This is a genomic window from Bordetella muralis, from assembly GCF_054781015.1.
In genome coordinates this window covers 34,522-54,269 of the sequence record NZ_BAAGVF010000003.1, presented here as the reverse complement: position 1 = coordinate 54,269, position 19,748 = coordinate 34,522, and the positions used below count along the sequence as shown (strand labels likewise).

General features: G+C 60.1%; 19 protein-coding genes. 11 read left to right on the top strand and 8 right to left on the bottom strand.

Annotated features, from left to right (window positions below; genetic code table 11):
* The first annotated feature begins 194 nt into the window (after positions 1-194).
* Entirely contained in the window at positions 195-536 is a 342-nt protein-coding gene (locus tag ACYVIT_RS05400; RefSeq protein WP_415808547.1) for a hypothetical protein, read from the top strand.
* A gap of 392 nt (positions 537-928) precedes the next feature.
* Here the strand turns inward: ACYVIT_RS05400 and ACYVIT_RS05395 are convergent, their stop codons facing one another.
* The 5 genes from ACYVIT_RS05395 to ACYVIT_RS05375 all read right to left on the bottom strand — a co-directional run bounded on the left by ACYVIT_RS05395 (position 929) and on the right by ACYVIT_RS05375 (position 7,160).
* Positions 929-1,372 (bottom strand): MaoC family dehydratase, encoded by a 444-nt coding sequence (locus tag ACYVIT_RS05395; RefSeq protein WP_415808546.1) that lies wholly within the window; start codon positions 1,370-1,372, stop codon positions 929-931.
* Between the two features lie 129 nt (positions 1,373-1,501).
* Positions 1,502-2,770, bottom strand: coding sequence for a benzoyl-CoA 2,3-epoxidase subunit BoxA (boxA, locus tag ACYVIT_RS05390; protein WP_415808545.1), 1,269 nt, complete (start codon positions 2,768-2,770; stop codon positions 1,502-1,504).
* A 44-nt stretch (positions 2,771-2,814) separates the two neighbouring features.
* Complete coding sequence (gene boxB, locus ACYVIT_RS05385; protein ID WP_415808544.1) at positions 2,815-4,242, bottom strand: benzoyl-CoA 2,3-epoxidase subunit BoxB; 1,428 nt, start codon at positions 4,240-4,242, stop codon at positions 2,815-2,817.
* 93 nt (positions 4,243-4,335) lie between these two features.
* On the bottom strand, positions 4,336-5,994 hold the full coding sequence (gene boxC, locus ACYVIT_RS05380) for a 2,3-epoxybenzoyl-CoA dihydrolase (RefSeq protein WP_415808543.1): 1,659 nt from the start codon (positions 5,992-5,994) through the stop codon (positions 4,336-4,338).
* Positions 5,995-6,251: 257 nt separating this feature from the next.
* Positions 6,252-7,160 (bottom strand): helix-turn-helix transcriptional regulator, encoded by a 909-nt coding sequence (locus ACYVIT_RS05375; RefSeq protein ID WP_415808542.1) that lies wholly within the window; start codon positions 7,158-7,160, stop codon positions 6,252-6,254.
* Between the two features lie 185 nt (positions 7,161-7,345).
* On the opposite strand from ACYVIT_RS05375, the gene ACYVIT_RS05370 reads away from it, so the two are divergent.
* The 9 genes from ACYVIT_RS05370 (at position 7,346) to ACYVIT_RS05330 (ending at position 16,187) form a co-directional block, all read left to right on the top strand.
* Positions 7,346-7,816 carry a DUF4863 family protein gene (locus tag ACYVIT_RS05370; protein WP_415808541.1) on the top strand — a complete coding sequence of 157 codons (471 nt, stop codon included), beginning with the start codon at positions 7,346-7,348 and terminating at the stop codon, positions 7,814-7,816.
* Positions 7,817-7,910: 94 nt separating this feature from the next.
* Positions 7,911-9,485 carry a benzoate-CoA ligase family protein gene (locus ACYVIT_RS05365; protein ID WP_415808540.1) on the top strand — a complete coding sequence of 525 codons (1,575 nt, stop codon included), beginning with the start codon at positions 7,911-7,913 and terminating at the stop codon, positions 9,483-9,485.
* Positions 9,482-10,330: an alpha/beta fold hydrolase gene (locus ACYVIT_RS05360; RefSeq protein WP_415808539.1), complete on the top strand. Its 849-nt coding sequence runs from the start codon at positions 9,482-9,484 to the stop codon at positions 10,328-10,330. Before ACYVIT_RS05365 ends, ACYVIT_RS05360 begins: the two co-directional genes overlap by 4 nt.
* 40 nt (positions 10,331-10,370) lie before the next feature.
* Entirely contained in the window at positions 10,371-11,534 is a 1,164-nt protein-coding gene (locus tag ACYVIT_RS05355) for an ABC transporter substrate-binding protein (protein WP_415808554.1), read from the top strand.
* 21 nt (positions 11,535-11,555) lie between these two features.
* The gene (locus tag ACYVIT_RS05350; protein ID WP_415808538.1) at positions 11,556-12,437 is read left to right on the top strand and encodes a branched-chain amino acid ABC transporter permease; all 882 of its coding nucleotides are present in this window, start codon (positions 11,556-11,558) and stop codon (positions 12,435-12,437) included.
* Between the two features lie 14 nt (positions 12,438-12,451).
* Complete coding sequence (locus tag ACYVIT_RS05345) at positions 12,452-13,618, top strand: branched-chain amino acid ABC transporter permease (protein ID WP_415808537.1); 1,167 nt, start codon at positions 12,452-12,454, stop codon at positions 13,616-13,618.
* A complete protein-coding gene (locus tag ACYVIT_RS05340; protein ID WP_415808536.1) occupies positions 13,611-14,369 on the top strand; it encodes an ABC transporter ATP-binding protein in 759 nt (252 codons plus the stop codon). Before ACYVIT_RS05345 ends, ACYVIT_RS05340 begins: the two co-directional genes overlap by 8 nt.
* Entirely contained in the window at positions 14,357-15,067 is a 711-nt protein-coding gene (locus ACYVIT_RS05335; protein ID WP_415808535.1) for an ABC transporter ATP-binding protein, read from the top strand. The genes ACYVIT_RS05340 and ACYVIT_RS05335 overlap by 13 nt, the downstream gene beginning before the upstream one ends.
* A 106-nt stretch (positions 15,068-15,173) precedes the next feature.
* Positions 15,174-16,187, top strand: a complete 1,014-nt coding sequence (locus tag ACYVIT_RS05330; protein WP_415808534.1) for a Bug family tripartite tricarboxylate transporter substrate binding protein — start codon at positions 15,174-15,176, stop codon at positions 16,185-16,187.
* 175 nt (positions 16,188-16,362) lie between these two features.
* On the opposite strand, the gene ACYVIT_RS05325 is transcribed toward ACYVIT_RS05330, so the two are convergent.
* From ACYVIT_RS05325 to purE, 3 genes are read right to left on the bottom strand one after another with little or no spacing between them, the layout of a single operon-like run.
* A complete protein-coding gene (locus tag ACYVIT_RS05325; RefSeq protein ID WP_415808533.1) occupies positions 16,363-17,475 on the bottom strand; it encodes an L-threonylcarbamoyladenylate synthase in 1,113 nt (370 codons plus the stop codon).
* A 4-nt stretch (positions 17,476-17,479) separates the two neighbouring features.
* Positions 17,480-18,673, bottom strand: coding sequence for a 5-(carboxyamino)imidazole ribonucleotide synthase (locus tag ACYVIT_RS05320; protein ID WP_415808553.1), 1,194 nt, complete (start codon positions 18,671-18,673; stop codon positions 17,480-17,482).
* Positions 18,674-18,710: 37 nt separating this feature from the next.
* Complete coding sequence (gene purE, locus ACYVIT_RS05315; RefSeq protein ID WP_415808532.1) at positions 18,711-19,232, bottom strand: 5-(carboxyamino)imidazole ribonucleotide mutase; 522 nt, start codon at positions 19,230-19,232, stop codon at positions 18,711-18,713.
* Between the two features lie 339 nt (positions 19,233-19,571).
* Here purE and ACYVIT_RS05310 point away from each other — a divergent pair, with 339 nt between their 5' ends.
* Positions 19,572-19,730 carry a hypothetical protein gene (locus ACYVIT_RS05310; RefSeq protein ID WP_415808531.1) on the top strand — a complete coding sequence of 53 codons (159 nt, stop codon included), beginning with the start codon at positions 19,572-19,574 and terminating at the stop codon, positions 19,728-19,730.
* Positions 19,731-19,748 lie beyond the last annotated feature (18 nt).

The window sequence follows — 19,748 nt, the reverse complement described above, 5'->3', positions numbered from 1 at the left end:
CTTTTGGCGCATGTGGCCATCGGGGAACAACGTCTTATTTTTTTCGGCGACGTCAGCATTAGGATGCTCGACCGATCATTACCGCTACGCTCCTGGCTCCGAATTAGCTGCAGGTTGTTTAAGCAGTGCAGCGTCTCAGCATCCCTCGATGCTTTGGGATTCGATTCTTCTCATATTCAAGATTTGGAGAAACGATGCGTGAACTTTTTTTACACGAGATCGCGAGTGTCAGCGGTGCTTCCGGTGTCCATTTGGCAGCCATCGCCGTGGGCGCTGCGGCGAATACCCTGGGCCGTATCACTGGCGAATTGATGACAGGTACACCGATGTCCTTGGCGAAATCCATAGACACATACGGGTGGGCCATGCCCCTCGCCTCAGCAGCCGCCACGACTACCTTCCGTCCAGACAAACCCGCACAGGCTCATCTGACGTACGCCGCCGCTGCTGGCTTCTTCGTCGGCCTGGGCAACCATCTCGACGACGACCTTGCCGCGCCCACAAGGCGGCGTGGTGCCTCACGCCGTAATGAGTGACCACGGCCCCGTCATGCATCAAGATGGAGGCGAGCGGCCCCCTTCCACGCGGCTCACAACAACAGTGCCTCGCACGACGGCGCACAAGCACCAACATGTGACCCAACACCCATCGCACTAGAGCCCGACGCCTATAACAAGTGCGAGTCCCGGCCGCGCGCCCGAGGGGTGTGCCGGGCCGTAGAGCGCGGATTCAGTCCGCGCAGCGGACCGAGGCCCCTGGTCATGGGCCGAGTCCGTGCGATAGGCCCGGCACACCCCTCGGGCGCGCGGCCGGGACGCCTAAATAGAGACGCTCAAGGCCAGCAGAAACAGAACCCGCCGGACGTCATCAAACCTCACCCAAGCCAACACCATCCAGCACCAGCGAGAAAACCACTCTGCGGCAACCGCTAACCAACCTGCCCCAAATCAAACAAGCTAGTCGCATCCAACTCCAGCACCGCCTCATCGTGCTGATTCAGAATCGTCCAGTTCCACGTAATAATCCCCAGATCATCCCGAGAAGTAGACCGCCTCACAGCTTGTACACGCGCATCCAACCTCAACGTATCTCCCGGCCGCACCGGCACTCGCCAACGGACCTCTCCCAGCCCGGGCGAACCAAACGATTCGGAATCATGCAATGCCGCCTCAACCGCCATACGCATCGCGAGCGCACACGTATGCCAGCCGCTGGCGATCAAACCACCCCAGCGCCCTTGAGCGGCTCTTTCCACATCGGTGTGAAACCATTGAGGATCGTACTGGCGGGCAAATGTCAGGATCTCGGCCTCGGTGACTGTCACCGGACCACCATGGATCACCATGCCTTCCTTGAATTCTGCGAATTTCATTTTTTTGGCGTCTTCAGCAAAAACCGGCGCACCTGAGTACGCCGGTAGTTTGGGTACAAGACAGGCAAAGTGCCTACGCCAAATGACGCGATGCAGAGCACCCTATGATGTGCCCCAAGCCCCTGCCAGCTAGTACGTCTCGAAATGCAGCCGCCCCTCGCGGCGCAACACATCATGCAGGATAGTCCAATCCTGGCCGGATTGCACGACCACATCACGCAAAGCGTCCAAAACGCCGGTTTCCATTCCTTTTAGTCCACAAACGTAAATACAGGTATTCGTATCCTGCAACAACGTCAACACATCGGCGGCCCGCTCGCGGATCAAGTCTTGGACGTAGCGCCGCGGTTGTTCCGCATCGCGCGACAGGGCCAGGTTGATGTCAATGAAATCGCGCGGGAGTTTCATTAATGGACCAAAATATGGCAGTTCGCGTTGCGTACGTGCGCCGAAGAACAACATCAGGCGGCCATTCGTGCCGCGTGCAATCCGGCGACGGTAACGCTCGGTCATGGCGCGCATAGGTGCCGATCCCGTGCCCGTGCAGATCATCATCAGATTGGCCTGCGCGTGATTGGGCATCAAAAAGGTATTCCCAAACGGCCCGATGACTTGCACCGTATCGTTCTTGGCCAGGTCGCACAGATAATTCGAACAGATGCCGCGCGCCGGCTGCCCTTGATGGTCCTCGGTAACGCGCTTTACGGTCAACGATAAATTGTTGTAGCCCGCGCGCTCGCCGTCGCGTGGACTCGCCAACGAATATTGACGCGCGTGATGCGGACGGCCCTGCGCATCAGTGCCGGGCGGCAATATCCCAATGGACTGACCTTCCAATACAGGAAACGGCACATTGCCGAAGTCCAGCACGATGTGATGAATATCGCTGTCGGTATCATCGTCGGTCACACGATAATTGCCGACGACCGTCGCGACAGCAGGCGTCTTGTGGCCATAGAGATTGACATAGGGATGCGCCGCAGACCACGGAGGAATCGTGGCGCCCGAGGGTGAAAAGGCGGCGGGCGCGCTGGCGGCATCGGTATCCTCGCCATCGCTGGATGCCTGGAACGCTGCCTCCTCGCCTTGGGATGCAGCATCCGTGGACACCGTGTCGGGCAACGCTTTTTCGCCAGGCAACTCATCCCAGCCGAATTGCTCCTCGACACTATAGGCCTCGGTTTTCAGCACCAGCCGCCAGTTATCGATCGATCCCGTTGGGCAAGGTGGCACACAAGCCATGCAGCCATTACAGATGGCGGGATCCACCACATAGTTGGTGCCGTCGTGAGTGATGGCGTCAATAGGGCAAGTTTCTTCGCAGGTGTTGCAGCGTATGCAGATCTCGGGATCGATCAAGTGCTGCTTCAACACCTCGGGCGGCAAAGGTGCATTCATCTTTTGCTCCGAGATATCCCGGCGTGAATGCCGGGCGCCGGGGTTCAGTTAAAACGGACGTACTCGAAGTTCACGGCCTGTCGATTCACGCCCATCACAGGCGGCGCAATCCAGTTGGCGAACTTGCCGGTCTCGACGACGCGCCCCATCAACGAGGCCACGAACGCACGGTCCTCTGGCGTGGGCAGCCATTTGTGTTGATTGGCCTGCCATTGGGCCTCGGACAGGACCTCGCCATCGGGCGCGACGCGGATGCCAGCCAGCGTACCGATCTGGCGGTTGAATGCCTTGTGCGGCACGGACAGACGGAACGGCAGTCCGCTTTTTTCGATGACCTTATTCCAGCGCCCTACACCCGCCATCGAGTCCTTGATGAAATCATCACGCAAGACCTCATTCAGAGCGTTCAACATCGGCACTTCGATTTCGCGCAGTTTTCCTCCGTCGACCGTCAACACACGATAGGTATCGTTCTTCAGTTGATGATCGTCGGTGCGCTTGCCTTCTTCGTAGCGCCCTTTCAGACCTGCGCTGTAAAAGATGGCTGCGTTCGAGGACTGATCCGCGCCGAACAAATCGATGGTGACGCTGTAGTGGAAATTGAGATAGCGCTGAATGGTAGGCAGATCGATCACACCGGCGGCGCGTATCGTGGCGGGATCATCGGTTTTCAACTCGCGCATGACTTCGCAGGTGCGCTGAATGATGCGCGAGACGCCCGACTCGCCGACAAACATGTGATGGGCTTCTTCGGTCAGCATGAATTTGGTCGTGCGGGCCAAGGGATCAAAGCCGGATTCCGCCAACGCGCACAACTGGAATTTCCCATCGCGGTCGGTGAAATAGGTGAACATATAAAAGGCCAGCCAATCAGGCGTCTTTTCGTTGAACGCACCGAGAATGCGCGGATTGTCCGCATCGCCGGAACTGCGTTGCAACAAGGCATCGGCTTCTTCGCGGCCATCGCGGCCGAAATAGCGATGCAGCAGATACACCATTGCCCACAGGTGGCGGCCCTCTTCGACGTTGATCTGAAATAGATTACGCAGGTCGTATTGCGACGGTGCGGTCATACCCAGATGGCGTTGCTGTTCGATCGATGCCGGCTCGGTATCGCCCTGGGTCACGATGATGCGGCGCAGGTTGGCGCGATGTTCACCCGGCACGTCTTGCCAGACATCGCGACCGAGGTTTTCACCGAAATGAATCTTGCGCTGACCGTCTTGCGGCGCGAGGAAAATCCCCCAGCGATAGTCAGGCATCTTTACATGATCGAAGTGCGCCCAGCCATCGGGCTCGACGCTGACTGCTGTGCGCAGGTACACGTCAAAACCATGCGAACCGTCCGGGCCCATGTCCTGCCACCATTGCAGGTAGTTGGGCTGCCAGTGTTCGAGTGCGCGTTGCAGCGCACGGTCGCCGGACAGGTTGACGTTGTTGGGGATTTTTTCACCGTAATTGATGCCTGACATGTCTGCTCTCCAGATCGGCGGCATCACTGCTGCCGAATAGTTCTATGTATGTTGCGGTTGAATCAGGATGGTCCGAGCCTGCATTCCTTGCTGCTATACGCGATTCCAATCGAACGACGCCTGCTCGCCTTTGCCGTAGAGTTTCAGCGCGCCCTTTTCGCCCGCGGCATTGGGGCGATTGAAAATCCAGTTCTGCCAGGCAGTGAGGCGACCGAATATGCGGGTCTCCATCGTTTCATGGCCGCCAAAGCGCAGGTTCGCCTCCAGCCCCGTCAATGCATCGGGAGACAAGGCGCGGCGTTCCTCGAGCGCCAGCCGGACCTCGTCATCCCAATCAATGCTATCGGGCGCAAACGTCACCAGCCCTAGTTCCAAGGCACGTGTGGCGGGCAGCAACTGCCCTCCTACTGCACGCACAGCCTCGAGCGGCAGGGTTTCCTCGTAAAAGCGTCGCTGCAAGCGGCTTTGGCCGTTGACCAGCGGATACGCGCCGAAATTTCGTTCGCCCACAACGATCTGGGCAGGCACATCGGCATCTTCGTCATCCAGCATATAGATGCGGTCGGCAGCCAAGGCCAATTCAAACAAGGTGCCGGCAAAGCACGAGCCCGGTTCAACCAACGCAAAAAGCGACCGCGACGTCACATCCAGGCGTGCCAGAGTACGTCGCAGCATGCCCGAGGTTTCGCGCACGAACCAGTGATCCGCATGCTGTTGCAAGGCGGCGTCGGCAGCGAGCACCGAGGCAATATCGCCCTCGGTTTTCAGCACCCATGTACCCAGGTCGGGTTCGTTGGTGCGCAGATTGAGAATCGCATCATCCAGTTCGCGAGCCATCTGCAGCGGCCACCAGGAGGCGCCCGCGGCCAGGATGGCATCGATTTCCTGCTCGACAGATGCCTGCGGGCCGCGGATGGTCCAGGTGGCCAGGCGTTTTTCACGGTCGTAGGCGACGTCCACGTATTGATAGGACATCCGGTTTGCCGTTTCGGTACGCGACAGCGGTGTCAAGGCGATGCCTTGCGCTTGCGCAGGACGGTCGCTCGCCGCGGCCAACTCAGCGGCACGTGCTTGTACCGCATCCTGGAATTGCGCAGGTTTGATGACCTGATCGACCAGGCGCCAGTCTTTTGCACGTTGACCGCGTACGCCTTCGACCAAGGTGCAAAAAATGTCGGCATGATCGTGCCGCACCTTGCGCTTATCCGTCACGCGGGTCAGCCCGCCTGTGCCGGGCAGCACACCGAGCAAAGGCACCTCGGGCAATGCCACGGCCGAGGAACGGTCATCCACCAGGAAAATCTCGTCGCACGCCAAGGCCAATTCATACCCGCCCCCGGCGCATGCGCCATTGAGCGCCGCGATGAATTTCAAGCCGCTATGGCGGCTGGAGTCTTCGATACCGTTGCGTGTCTCGTTGGTGAATTTGCAGAAATTCACTTTCCAGGCATGAGACGACAAGCCCAGCATGAAGATGTTGGCACCGGAACAGAAAATCCGGTCTTTCATGCTGGTGACCACGACGGTGCGCACCTCGGGGTGCTCGAAGCGAATGCGCTGCAAGGCGTCGTGTAATTCGATATCGACCCCGAGGTCATAGGAATTGAGCTTGAGTTTGTAGCCTGGCCGCAGCCCGCCGTCCTCGGCCACATCCATGGCCAGGGTGGCCACCGCCCCCTCGAAGCTGAGTTTCCAGTGACGGTATTGGGTGGGATCTGTCTGAAAATCCACGCGGGATTCGGGGCTGCTCATGGTTCTGTCTCCTGAGGGGCCTGATAGGAATAATACTGCATCAGATGCATTAAAATGCAGATTAGTGCACAAAAAAAATCGCGTCAAGCGAAAGATGCACAAAAATGCAGTTTTCATGCCCACTGGAGGGCCCATCCATAGACCAACTTGTGTGCGCAAACCACCCTCTCCCCCGAAACATCTGCCTTCTCGCCTCGGGGTTAACAGCCAGTAAAAGCGGCATGGTGAGGCGTGCTCACCAAAGTGAGCATCGCGCCTTAAAGCGGTAACCCGCAAGCCTTGCGCACCTGCGCGCGCAGGCCCCCAAAGCTTTCTTGCAGACTCAGGCCACTCGTCATCCAGGTCATGTCTGCCTTGGCATAAAAGGCCTCGCGCCCCGCCAGGATGCGTTTCAAATCCGCCATGGCCTCGCTGTTGCCCGACATAGGGCGGAAATCGCCCTGCGCCATGACGCGTGACATGTGCTCGTCCGGCGTCGCACGCAGCCAGACGGTGTAGCAATGCGTCAGCAATAGATTCAGGGTCGCCGGCTCGGACACCAGCCCCCCGGGCGTGGCGAGCACCATTTCCGGATAAAGCTGCACGGCTTCCTCCAGCGCCCGGCGCTCATAGCGGCGATACGCATTCGGGCCATAGAGGTTGTGAATCTCGAGAATGCCGCAACCGGCAACACGCTCGATTTCGCGATTGAGCTCCACAAACGGATAACCCAGGTCGTCGGCCAGCATCGGCCCCAGCGTGGACTTGCCCGCGCCGCGCAAGCCGATCAAAGCCACACGCTGAAAACGATTGGGGCGTTGCGCGCCCTCGCCCACACCGAACAGTTGCGCGAGCGCCTCGCGAGCCCGCTGCAAATCGGACTCGGTACGGCCACTGAGCAATTCGCGGATCAACAACCAATCCGGCGACTCGGTGGTGACGTCGCCCACCAATTCGGCCAAGGCGCAATTAAACGCCTTGGCGATTTGCAGCAGCACCAGGATCGACGCGTTGCCGACGCCGTGCTCCAGGTTCGCCAGATGGCGCTCGGATACGCCTGTGACTTGCGACAGGCTTTTGCGCGTCATGCCACGGATGGCGCGCAGGCGCCGCACTCTCTCGCCCAACGCGATCAAAAACGGTTCTCGGCGCAACTCCGAGGATTCCTTGTCTAGCGGGTGAACCATATTGATTGAGCTCCGAGGAAACCCTGATATCTGCAATTTTATGCACTATAGTGCTTGACTTGACTAGTGTGAAGCACTATTTTTCCATTAACCCGGCTCGCAACCGGCACGCATGCCCGCCAAAAAAAGCAATTCATTGCATACGCTGCGGCCGAAGCGCCACAGTGTAAAGGACGAGACAAAGCATGAGTACGCCAGCATCCTTCCACGATTTGATGCGCCGCATTACCTCCCCCATTGCAGGCCTGCCGCTGGACGGCGCCCTGCAGGCCCGCTTGAATCAGGAGATGGGCCCGGACAGCGAGCTGTATCAAGCCGTCTTTGCCGCCTGTAGGCAGGGCGTGGCCGACGGCTGGATGTGCAGCCGCGAGGGTGGCGGCATCCGCTATGGCCGCGTGATCAAGCCCGATGCCGGACTGGACGGGTTCTCGGTGGATGTGGTGGACATGAACCGCCTGGCGGGCCCGCACCACACCCATCCGCAAGGCGAGATCGATCTGATCATGCCGCTCGATAACAGCGCGAAATTCGACGGACATGGTGCCGGCTGGCTGGTCTATGGCCCGGGCAGCGCCCATCGACCCACGGTCAGCGATGGGCAGGCGCTCGTGCTGTACCTGTTGCCCAATGGCGAGATTGAATTCACGGCGGCTTGATCGCCCTGCGGCGCGCTGCGCTGATGCATGCCGTGCAGGCAAGGCCAGCTACGCGACAACGTCAGAACTGCCCATAAAAATACGGAGACGCCCCATGAACCCCTGCCCCACCGAGTTGAACTTTGCCAGCCACCTGGCCGCATTGAACGCCCCGCGCGCTGCCAAATTGGCCTATATCGACGACACGCGGCGTATCACCTATGGCGAATTGGCCGAGCGTGTCGCTCGATGTGCGGGCGCATTGCAAGAACTGGGATTGCGCCGCGAAGAGCGCGTGCTGCTGTTGATGCATGACAGCGTGGACTGGCCTGTCGCATTTCTGGGGGCATTGCATGCAGGCGTCGTGCCAGTCGCGGTCAACACGCTGCTGACGCCCGAGGATTACGCCTACATTGCGGGGCACTGCCGTGCGCGGGCGGCATTGGTGTCCGGCGAGCTGCTGGGTACCTTGCAAACCGCGTTAGGCAAAGGTCCGCACGAGATCGAACACATCATCGTATCCCGCCCCGCGGGCGCGTTGCCGGCGCGCAGCATCGAGTTCGAGCAATGGCTGGCTGATGCGCCGCTGGCGCCTGCCGTACGCACCCTGTCGGATGAGATTGCCTTCTGGCTGTACTCGTCGGGATCGACCGGCAAGCCAAAAGGCGTGGTTCATACCCATGGCAATCTCTGGCACACGGTAGAGCTCTATGCCAAACCGGTGTTGGGCATACGTGAAGACGATATCGTATTTTCAGCGGCTAAATTGTTTTTCGCCTATGGGTTGGGCAACGGGCTGAGCTTTCCGTTGGCAGTCGGCGCCACAGTGGTCGTCATGAGTGAACGCCCCACGCCCCAGGCAGTATTCAAGCGGCTGACCGAACATCGTCCCACGGTGTTTTACGGTGTGCCCACGCTCTACGCCAGTATGCTCGCCTGCCCCGACCTGCCGGCGCGCGAACAAGTCGCCATACGCGTCTGTACCTCTGCCGGCGAGGCCCTGCCGCGCGATATCGGCGAACGTTTCACTCGTCATTTTGGTTGCGAGATCCTGGACGGGATCGGCTCGACCGAAATGCTGCATATTTTCTTGTCCAATCAGCCGGGCAGTTTGCGCTATGGCACCACAGGCAAACCGGTACCGGGATACGAGGTGCAATTACGCGACGAGGACGGCCGGATCGTTGCAGCCAATACGATCGGTGATCTGTATATCAAAGGGCCCAGCACGGCATTGATGTACTGGAACAACCGCGATAAAACGCGCCAGTGCTTTCAGGGAGAATGGCTGAAAAGCGGCGACAAGTACCTGTGCGATGCGGACGGCTATTACACCTATGCGGGCCGCAGCGACGACATGATAAAGGTCAGCGGCCAGTATGTTTCGCCGGTAGAAGTCGAGAACGTGTTGATTCAACACGAAGCCGTGCTGGAGGCCGCAGTGATCGGCGTTCCCGATCATGACGGCCTGATCAAAACCAAAGCCTATGTGGTGCTGCGCCCGGGCTTTCAACCCAATGCCGATACCGGCGAGGCGCTGCAGCAGTATGTGAAGCAGCATCTGGCGCCGTTCAAATATCCGAGGCAAATCAACTTCACCGAGGACTTGCCGAAAACGGCGACAGGAAAAATACAGCGCTTCCGGTTGCGGCAATTGGAAAGCAGCGAGATTTCCCGGGGCATTTCATGAATACGGCCGCCACCATCAAGGCCCTCGACACACAAGATACGGAGACTGCCTGGGCGAATCTGAATGTGCAGGGACGCACGATGCGCCTGGAATATCGCTGGCTGTCATCCGATAGGCAGGATGCCCCGCTATTGATATTCCTGCACGAAGGGCTGGGCTCGGTCACCATGTGGAAGGACTGGCCGCAACGCGTGTGCGATGCAGCGGCCTGCCGTGGCCTGGTGTTTTCACGTTATGGCTACGGGCAGTCCACACCGCGTCCCGCAACAGAAAAATGGCCTGTGACTTTCATGCACGAACAGGCGGGCGAAATCTTGCCCGCGTTCTTGAAGGCATTGCATATCGATGCCGAACGCGATCGTCCCATCCTGTTTGGTCACAGCGATGGCGGTTCGATTGCATTGCTCTACGCCGCCATGCATCCCCGGTCGATTGCCGGCCTCGTTGTCGCCGCCCCTCATGTGTTCGTCGAAGACGTCACTATCACCCATATCGAACAAGCGCGACAGGCCTATTTACACACAGACCTGCCCGCCAAACTGGCGCGCTATCACGCCGATGCAGACTCGGCATTCTGGGGATGGAACGATATCTGGCTGAATCCCGCATTTCGCGCCTGGAATATCCAGGAGTATTTGCCGCGGATCGAATGCCCCGTATTAGCGATACAGGGCGCGGACGATGAGTACGGCACGATGGCGCAGATTCACAGCATTCGTGAGGCAGCCGCACAGACCCGGTTGTTGAAAATTCCTGACTGCCGTCATTCCCCGCACATAGACCAACCCGATGTAGTCATCAGGGCTGTCGCTGATTTCATCGGCGGCCTGAACAAGCACGGCTGAGCTCGCGAGCCTGCCAACAATAACCAGGAGACAAACCATGATGCATCGCGCCCTGAATCGTGCCCTGATTGCCAGTGCACTCGCGTTGACCGCCAGCCAGGTGCTGGCCGCGGACAAAATCAAAGTGGGATTCATGCTGCCCTATAGCGGCACCTATGCCGCGCTGGGCACCGCCATTGAAAATGGATTCAAGCTCTATGTCGCCGAACAGGGCGGCAAACTCGGTGGGCGAGAGTTGGAATATTTCAAGGTCGATGACGAGTCCAATCCAGCCAAGGCCTCTGAAAATGCCAATCGCCTGATCAAGCGAGACCAGGTCGATGTGGTGATCGGCACAGTGCATTCAGGTGTCGCCATGGCGCTGGCCAAAGCGGCCAAGAGCAGCGATACCACCCTGATCGTGACGAACGCCGGCGCTGACGCGATCACCGGCGCGATGTGCGGCCCTGGCATTTTCCGCACCTCGTTTTCGAACTGGCAGCCAGGGTATGCCATGGGCCCGGTGGCGGCTGCCAAGGGCTACAAGAAGGCGGTGACGATTACATGGAAATACGCCTCCGGCGAAGAACAAATGGCGGGATTTCGCGAGAGCTTTGAAAAAGCCGGCGGCACGATCGTCAAGAACCTGACGCTGCCTTTTCCCAATGTGGAATTCCAATCGCTCTTGACGGAAATCGCATCGATCAAGCCCGACATGGTGTTTGCCTTTTTTGCCGGCGGCGGCGCGGTAAAGTTCGTGCAGGACTACCACGCGTCCGGCCTGCAGAAGTCCATCCCGCTCTATGGGACGGGCTTTCTCACCGATGGCACGCTGCCCGCCCAGGGTGATGCCGCACAAGGCCTGCTCACCACGCTGCATTATGCCGATGGCCTGAACACGCCGCGCGACAACGCTTTCCGTGCGGCCTATGCCAAGGCCTATAACAACCTGCAACCCGATGTCTATGCAGTGCAAGGCTACGATGCCGCGCAACTGATGCAAAGCGGCCTGACCGCCGTACAGGGCAACATCACGGACAAGGCCAAGTTCCGCGATGCCATACGCAGCGCCACGATAGACAGCCCGCGCGGCAAATTCACGCTATCTGCAGCCGGCAATCCGGTGCAGGATTTCTATCTGCGCGAAGTCTCCGGCAAAGAAAACAAAGTCATTGATGTCGCAGTCAAGCAATTGGCCGATCCCGCTCAGGGCTGCAAGCTTTGACGACCGGACGCGAATGCCATCATGGATACCAGCACCTTTCTCATCCAGTGCCTCAATGCCCTGCAGCACGGTCTGCTGCTGTTTCTGGTCGCCAGCGGCCTGACCTTGATCTTCGGCATCATGGGTATCATCAATCTGGCGCATGGCAGTTTTTACATGATCGGCGCCTACATGGCGTTCGCGTTGAATCCGCTGGTCGAGCGCTGGCTGGGCGGTGGCTTTGTCACCACGCTCGTGCTGTGCATCGTATTGGCCACCGTGCTCGGTTACGTGTTGGAGGCGGCTTTTTTCAGCTATTTATATCGGCGCGACCACCTGCAGCAAGTCTTGATGACCTATGGGCTGATCCTGGTGTTCGAGGAAATCCGCAGCCTGCTGGTAGGCAATGATGTACATGGCGTGTCCGTACCCCCCTGGCTCGCCGGCAGCGTGCCGTTGGACGACATTCTCACGTATCCCGTCTATCGCTTGTTCATCTCGGCGATCGGCATCGGCGTGGCGATATTGCTTTACTGGGTTCTGACGCGCACTCGCCTGGGCATGATGGTGCGGGCAGGCGCGAGCAACCGGGAAATGATCGGCTCGTTGGGCATCGACATCAACCGTCTGTACCGCATCGTATTTGCAGCAGGCGTCGCACTGGCCGCCCTGGCGGGCACGATTGCCGCACCGGTGTCGTCGGTCTATCCCGGCATGGGTAATAGCGTGTTGATCATGTGCTTTGTCGTGGTGGTGATCGGTGGCATAGGCTCGATACGCGGGGCGTTTCTGGCGGCCATGCTGGTGGGAACGGTAGAGACTTTCGGCCAAGTGTTATTTCCGTCCGCCGCCGGAATCCTGGTGTACGTGCTGATGGCCGTCATTCTCCTGTGCAAGCCCGAAGGGCTGTTCAAGCAGGGTTGAGCATGGGGCAACTGATGAACACTGCACGCAAACTGATCCCTGTTGCCGTATTGCTCGTACTCGCGGTCTTTCCGCTGTCGGGCAATGAGTACTACATCGGACTGGCGATCAAGATCATGATCTACGCGATCTTTGCACTCAGCCTGCAGGTGCTGGTGGGCGGTGCGGGACTGATCAGTCTGGGACACGCGGCATTCTTTGGCATTGGCGCTTATGCCGCCGCATTGCTGTCGCCGGAATCAGAGGCCGGCGGACTGTTGTGGCTGCTGGCGGCAGCGCTGGGCAGCGCGGCGATCTATGCATTGATCACGGGGACTCTCGCGTTGCGCACGCGTGGGGTCTATTTCATCATGGTGACCTTGGCCTTTTCGCAAATGGCCTATTACGTGTTTCATGACACGGACATCGGAGGTGGCAGCGACGGGATTTATCTGTATTTCCGTCCGCAGATGTCATGGGCAGACTGGATGCCTTTTGATCTCGAAAACCCTGGTGTCTATTACCTGTTTGTCCTGATCTGCCTGGCATTGACGTGGGGCTTTCTGGCCATGCTCGGACGTTCGCCTTTCGGCGCTGCGCTCACCGGTATTCGCTTGAATGAACAACGCATGCGCGCCGCCGGTTATTCCACCTTTCCGTACAAGTTGACGGCTTATGTCATCGGCGCCACGTTGGCGGGACTGGCGGGGTTTCTCTACGCATTGAAGGACGGGTTCGTTACGCCTGAGCTCCTGACCTGGGAGCAATCCGGATTGGTGTTGCTGATGGTCATTCTGGGAGGGATGCATCGACTCGGCGGCGCGGTGCTGGGCACCGTGACGCTGATCCTCTTGCAGGAGCTCTTTCAATCGCAAGCCCTGTTTGGCGATTATGCAAAGCACTGGCATCTGCCCCTGGGACTGGCCATCATCGCGCTGGTGGCGCTGTTGCCCAATGGCTTGGCCGGGCTGCCTGCGCAATGGCGCGAACACCGTGCGGCGCGTCTCGCCGGCGCGTCAGGCGGCCCCCATTCCATTGGGTCTACGGGGCCCTCCCTGGCCAATACCAACGCAGGCTCCCGCGCTGAAGCCTCAACCTCTCGCTCGGCGAACTCCTCGTTTGCTGCCGGCTCACCAACAAGCACGTCGAACAACGCGGCTGCAGCGCAGTCCCTATCCATTTCTGGAGGCCCTCATGCCTGAGACCATGTTGGCCGCGCGCGGCATCACGCGGCGTTTTGGTGGATTGGTCGCCGTCAATGAGGTGTCGTTGGATTTGCATCGCGGCACCGTACACGCTGTGATCGGAACCAATGGCGCAGGCAAATCCACGCTCATCAATATTCTGTCCGGCGAGTTGCCTGCCAGCGCGGGCCAGGTCTTGATGAACGGCGAGGACATCACCGCCTGGGCACAGCCTCAGCGGGCACGCCAAGGGCTGGGACGCAGCTATCAACGCTCAACGATTTTCCCCACGCTCAGTGTGTTCGAGAACTGCAGGCTCGCGGCGCAGGCCGGCAATCCGCGGTTCTGGCACTGGTGGCGGCGAGCCGATGGCTGCACCCGCAGCCGGGAGCTCGCCCGCCATGCACTGGAGCGCACAGGTCTGGCCGGCCGCAGCAGCACCCCTGCTGGCCTGCTGCCGCACGGCCACAAGCGTCAATTGGAAATCGCCATGTGTCTGGCTGGCGAACCGCAAGTGCTGTTGCTGGACGAGCCACTGGCAGGCATGGGCCCCGAAGAAACCGAACGCATCCTCGCCTTGCTGCAAAGCCTGAAGACCGAGCACGCGATTTTGCTGGTGGAACACGACATGGATGCGGTATTCGGTAACGCCGACCGCATTACGGTGATGGTCAATGGCTGCGTCATCGCCTGCGGCAGCCCCACAGAGATTCGGGCCAATCCGCTAGTGCAGGACGCCTATCTGGGAGACGGCTCATGCACGCACTGATCGACGCCAGCGGCCTGCATAGTTACTACGGCGCAAGCCACGTACTGCGTGGTATTGATCTGCACATCAGTGCGGGCGAATCGGTCGGTCTGGTGGGCCGTAATGGCATGGGCAAGACTACCCTCATTCGCACCCTGATGGGACACGTACGCAGCCGGCAGGGACAATTCGCGGTGGCCGGCCGCGACTGCACCCGCGCACAACCGCACGCGATTGCGCGACTAGGTCTGGCTTATGTGCCGGAGGGCCGCGGTGTGTTCGCGAATCTCAGCGTGCGCGAAAATCTGCTCGTCGCGGCGCGACCCGGCACGCGGGGGCAAACGGACTGGACCTATGACCGCGTACTTGCCACATTCCCGCGCCTGGCCGAGCGCCTGCATCATGGCGGACAGCAATTGTCCGGCGGCGAACAACAGATGCTGGCCATCGGCCGCGCCTTGACGACCAACCCCGATCTGTTGATCCTGGACGAAGCGACAGAGGGACTCGCGCCGTTGATCGTGGCCGAAATCTGGAGGATCGTTGCCGCGATTCGCGCCACTGGCATGTCGACCTTGATCGTCGATCGTAACTACCGGGCCGTACTGGCGCACACCGATCGATGCCTGGTCATGGAAAAAGGCCGTATCGTGTACCAGGGCGCCAGCCCAGCCCTGGCATCAGAGCCCGAACAGTTGGCGCGCTACCTGGGCGTGTGAGCCACTCAGGGGAAACCCCGGTCGTGCGCGCGCCGCTTTCCAGGCACTCTGTGCGGGGTCCACGACCCATAACACTTAGACCAACCTCACTGGCGGAGACAAGCTTATGGCATTTCATTTTTCCCGCAGCGGCGGTAAACGGCCGGTGCGCCGCGCCCTCCTGACGACGCTGCTGTCGGTGATCGTCGCCGGCACTGCCTGGCATAGCCACCCTGTCCAGGCGGCAGATGCCTGGCCCGACAAGCAGATCAAAATCATCGTGCCGTATACCCCGGGCGGCGCTACCGATACCGTCACGCGCATTGTGATGGAAAAGCTCTCGTCGCGACTGGGCCAAGCCATCATCATCGAGAACCGGCCGGGCGCCAACAGTACGTTGGGATCTGCCCTCGCCGCCAAAGCCGAGCCAGATGGCTATACCTTTTTGAGCATTCTGCCGGCTTACGTCATCAACACCCATCTGTACCAGCTCACGTTTTCCCCCAAGCAGCTCGAACCCGTCGTCCACATGGCCGACCTGCCGCTATTCCTGTTTGTCAGCAAGGATTTGCCGGTCAACACACTGGCCGAATTGATCGAATACGGACGCGCCCATCCCGATGCGTTGACCTATGCGTCCAGTGGAACAGGGTCCAGCGCCCATCTGACAGGAGCGGATTTTGCCCTGCAATCCAAGATCAAAATGACGCATGTCGCCTACAAGGGCAGTGCGCCGATCTTGACCGATCTGCTGGCCGGCCGGGTATCCATGGTGTTCGATCCGATCCTGGTCCCCATGCAGTACGTGAAGCAGGACAAGCTCAAGGTGCTGGCATTCACTGGAAAAAAACGCTGGCCCACCGAGCCCGATGTGCCCACCATGGAAGAGGCAGGCATCCCTGGCTTCGTGACAGGGTCATGGGCGGGATTATTGGCTCCGACCGGCACGCCCCAGCCCATTATTGCCCGCATGGCCAAGGAGATCAGCGAGATTGTCCACGAGCCTGATGTCACACAGAAATTCCTGGATGCCGGCTTTTTACCGACTGGCAGCACGCCAAAGGCTTTTGCGGAACTGATGCGAACCGACTCGGAGCGCTACGCGAAAATCATTAAAGAAGCCCACATCACCGTCAACTGAGTTGGGTATTGAGCAAGGTGACGACTGCTGTGCAGCGTTGCCGGCAAGCGCAGCAGCAGCAGTTGCTGCAGTTGCCGTTGCTATCGGCGAAAGGATGACGGCGACGGTCGGATATCAGGGTGGCGAGGGGCTGCAAGCATCAGCGAACGATCACCCCCACGCCCTGCCTGCAACATCACATTTCAGATAGATCTGTCGTATCAAGCGAAAATGCCGCTGCTGCACGGCCAATGCGATCATTGACGGCGCGCCATGAGTCATCCTGTGGCGGTGTCTGGACCAAAATGCGAACATAACGGCCGCTATCGAGCTCGCGCAACATGGAGTACAGAGATTGCGCGTAACTGGCCGGATCATTAGCCACGGTACGCCAGACGATGCGGTCGTCCAACGCCTCAGGGGCCGCGTCAAACGCGACGACGGCCACCTGGCCGGCAGGCAGGCTCTGGCCACTCGCCGCCTCGGCCAGACGTTGCGGCGTGACCAGTTCCAGCGGAGTATGCGGGGCGTAATGTGCCTTTAACGTGCCGGACGCGCGTGGCGCAGCGGCATCGGGCATGCCGACTGGTTCACCGAGAACAGCCTCGATCTGCGCGGGCGTAATATGCCCGGGACGCAGCAAAACCGGACCTACGCCCTGTTCCAATCGGGAAAGATCCAGAATCGTGGACTCGATCCCCACCTCGGATGGTCCGCCGTCCAGCACCATCATGCCCTGCGCCATTTCGGATGGAAATTCGCTACGGACATGATCCGCATGCGTGGGCGACACCTGGCCGAATTTATTGGCCGATGGCGCCGCCACACCGCCTTGTCCATTGGGCTTGCCTGCGGCAAAGGCGCTCAGCAAGGCCTGTGCGACCGGATGCGAGGGACAACGCAGCCCGATGCTGTCTTGCCCGCCGCTGACGACCTCGCCGCGATCCCGGACTCGCGGCAGGATCAGCGTCAATGGGCCGGGCCAGAATGCCTCGATCAATCGCTGGGCCTGCGGCGGAATCTCGCGAGCCCAATAATGCAGATCCGCGCCAGGCGCGACATGCACGATAACGGGATGATTGGAGGGACGTCCTTTCGCGGCATAAATGCGCGCGACGGCCTGCGCGTTTTCAGCATCGGCGCCCAGGCCGTAAACCGTTTCTGTGGGAAACGCGACCAGTTCGCCTGCCAACAGCCGATCCGCGGCACGGGAAATCGATATGGCGTCGACAGGACTGCCGGTGCCCGCATCGCGCCTGCCACTTGCACCGGCAGACGTTTCGGACGAAACAGACGATGGCGTTGACATGATGTTATTCGGGCGCAGCCATGCCCAGCGCCGCGGCAACGCGCGCCGCATCGGCACGCGCTTGATCCAAGGTGGCGGCGACTACCGTCACGTGACCCATTTTGCGGCCCCGGCGGGCTTCGTGTTTGCCGTACAGGTGCAGCTTGGCGGACGGCACTGCCAGCGCAGCCGACCAATCGGGCTCACGAGGCGTCGTCGCGCCAGGCTCGAACCAGATATCGCCCAGGATGTTCAACATGACAGCGGGCGCCAGCAATGCAGTGCTGCCCAGGGGCAAACCCGCCATGACACGCGCTTGCTGCTCGAATTGGCTGCTGACACAGGCGTCGATGGTGTAGTGGCCGCTGTTATGCGGGCGCGGCGCGATTTCGTTGACGACCAGACTGCCGTCGGTCAATACGAAAAACTCGACGCACAATACGCCGTGGTAACCCAACCCCTGCGCAATGGCGCGTGCAGCCTCGGTGGCCTTGGCTTGCCGTTGAGCGTGTGCAGGATCGCTATCCGTAGCCGCCACCGTCGATACAGCCAAAATCCCATCGCGATGTAGATTACGTGCGACCGGGAACACGACGTCCGAGCCATCAAAACCGCGCGCCAGGACGACGGAAATTTCGTAGTCCAGCGGCATCAATGCTTCAAGTACGCACGGCACACCGTCGAACTCGGCAAAGGCGGCTTGCGCCTCGGCACGCGTGGTTACCCGTGCCTGGCCTTTACCGTCATAACCCAAGCGGGCGACTTTCAGGATGCCCGGAAACAGTGTATCGGGAGCATCGATCAAATCCTGTTGTGCGTGAATCGCAGCGTGCGGCGCGACAGGAATGCCCTGCGACGCGATGAAGGTTTTTTCCGCGATGCGATCCTGGACAACGGCCACGGCATCACCGGCGGGGCTGACGCGGCATTGCGCTGCAGCCAGTGCACGCAGGCTGTCTGCCGGCACGTTTTCGAACTCGGTCGTCACCGCACGGCAGCTACGGGCGAGCTCAGCCAAACCCGCCGCATCGTCATAGGCCGCCTGGATATGACGATCCGCCACGACGGCAGCAGGACCATCAGCGTCCGGGTCCAGCACGACGACGCGATAACCCAGGCTTTGCGCGGCGTGGCAGAACATCCGGCCCAATTGGCCGCCGCCCAGCATACCCAGCCAACCGCCGGGGGCAATCGTGAAAGAATCAGTAGAGGAAGTCATACGCATGAGCGGCCCGCCACGCGGGCTCGTGGCAAGGTCAGGGCTGCGGGGGAACGATCATGTTGCGTGCCGCTTCGGTCTGGCGGGCACGGAATGCCGTCAGTTGGCGGTGCAAGGCGTCGTCGGTCGTGGCCAAGGTGGCGATCACGTGCAAGGCGGCGTTCGCGGCACCGGCCTCGCCAATGGCGAAGGTCGCGACCGGTACGCCCTTGGGCATTTGCACGATGGACAAGAGGGAGTCCTCACCGCGCAAGTAGCGCGATGGGACAGGGACACCGAATACGGGAACCTCGGTCAGCGCGGCCATCATGCCCGGCAGATGGGCCGCGCCCCCTGCCCCGGCAATAATGCCGCGTAGGCCGCGGGACCGCGCCGCAGCGCCGTATTCCGCCATGTCCTGCGGCATGCGATGCGCGGAGATGACGCGCGCCTCGTAGGGCACGCCAAAGGCCTCCAGCATGTCTACGGCGTTTTTCATGATGTCCCAGTCACTGGAAGAACCCATGATCACGCCCACCACAGGGGTAGCCGGCGCAGAGGCGGAAGAAGTCGTCGTCATAGCTAAATCGCAAGGCAAGAAGGCGCCGCGCCGGGGCGCGACGGGCGGAAAACCTGGTATTTTACCCGGCCTTGCCCGCAGACTGCCCAGGACAGCCTGGAGCCCTAGGTGGCAACGTCAAATCGACGCCAACACGCATGCCGTCAGCATCGGTTTGAACTGACAACGCTGGAGTCGCCAGTTTCCGCTTCTCACTTGCTTCGCAAGATCGAACAGCGCTTGGTCTGACATTTGTCCGAATACTGACACAAGCTCAACTCCGATAATCAGTCGAAGTAGGATTCAGCCTCCCAAACGCCGAGAAATCGATATGCAGGCAAAAGGAAAAGGAGCGCAAACATGGCCAAAAAACTTGATGACGTCATAGCGTCCCTGCCTACCCAGCGCCGCGCCAAGATTGAGCAACGCGCGCAGGAGCTTGCCTCACCCAAAGACCTACGCCAGGCCGTTGAGAACGGGCCCTGCTTTTGCGATACCGCTGGCCATGCGGCGCCGTGACGCCGCATGAAACCGGGA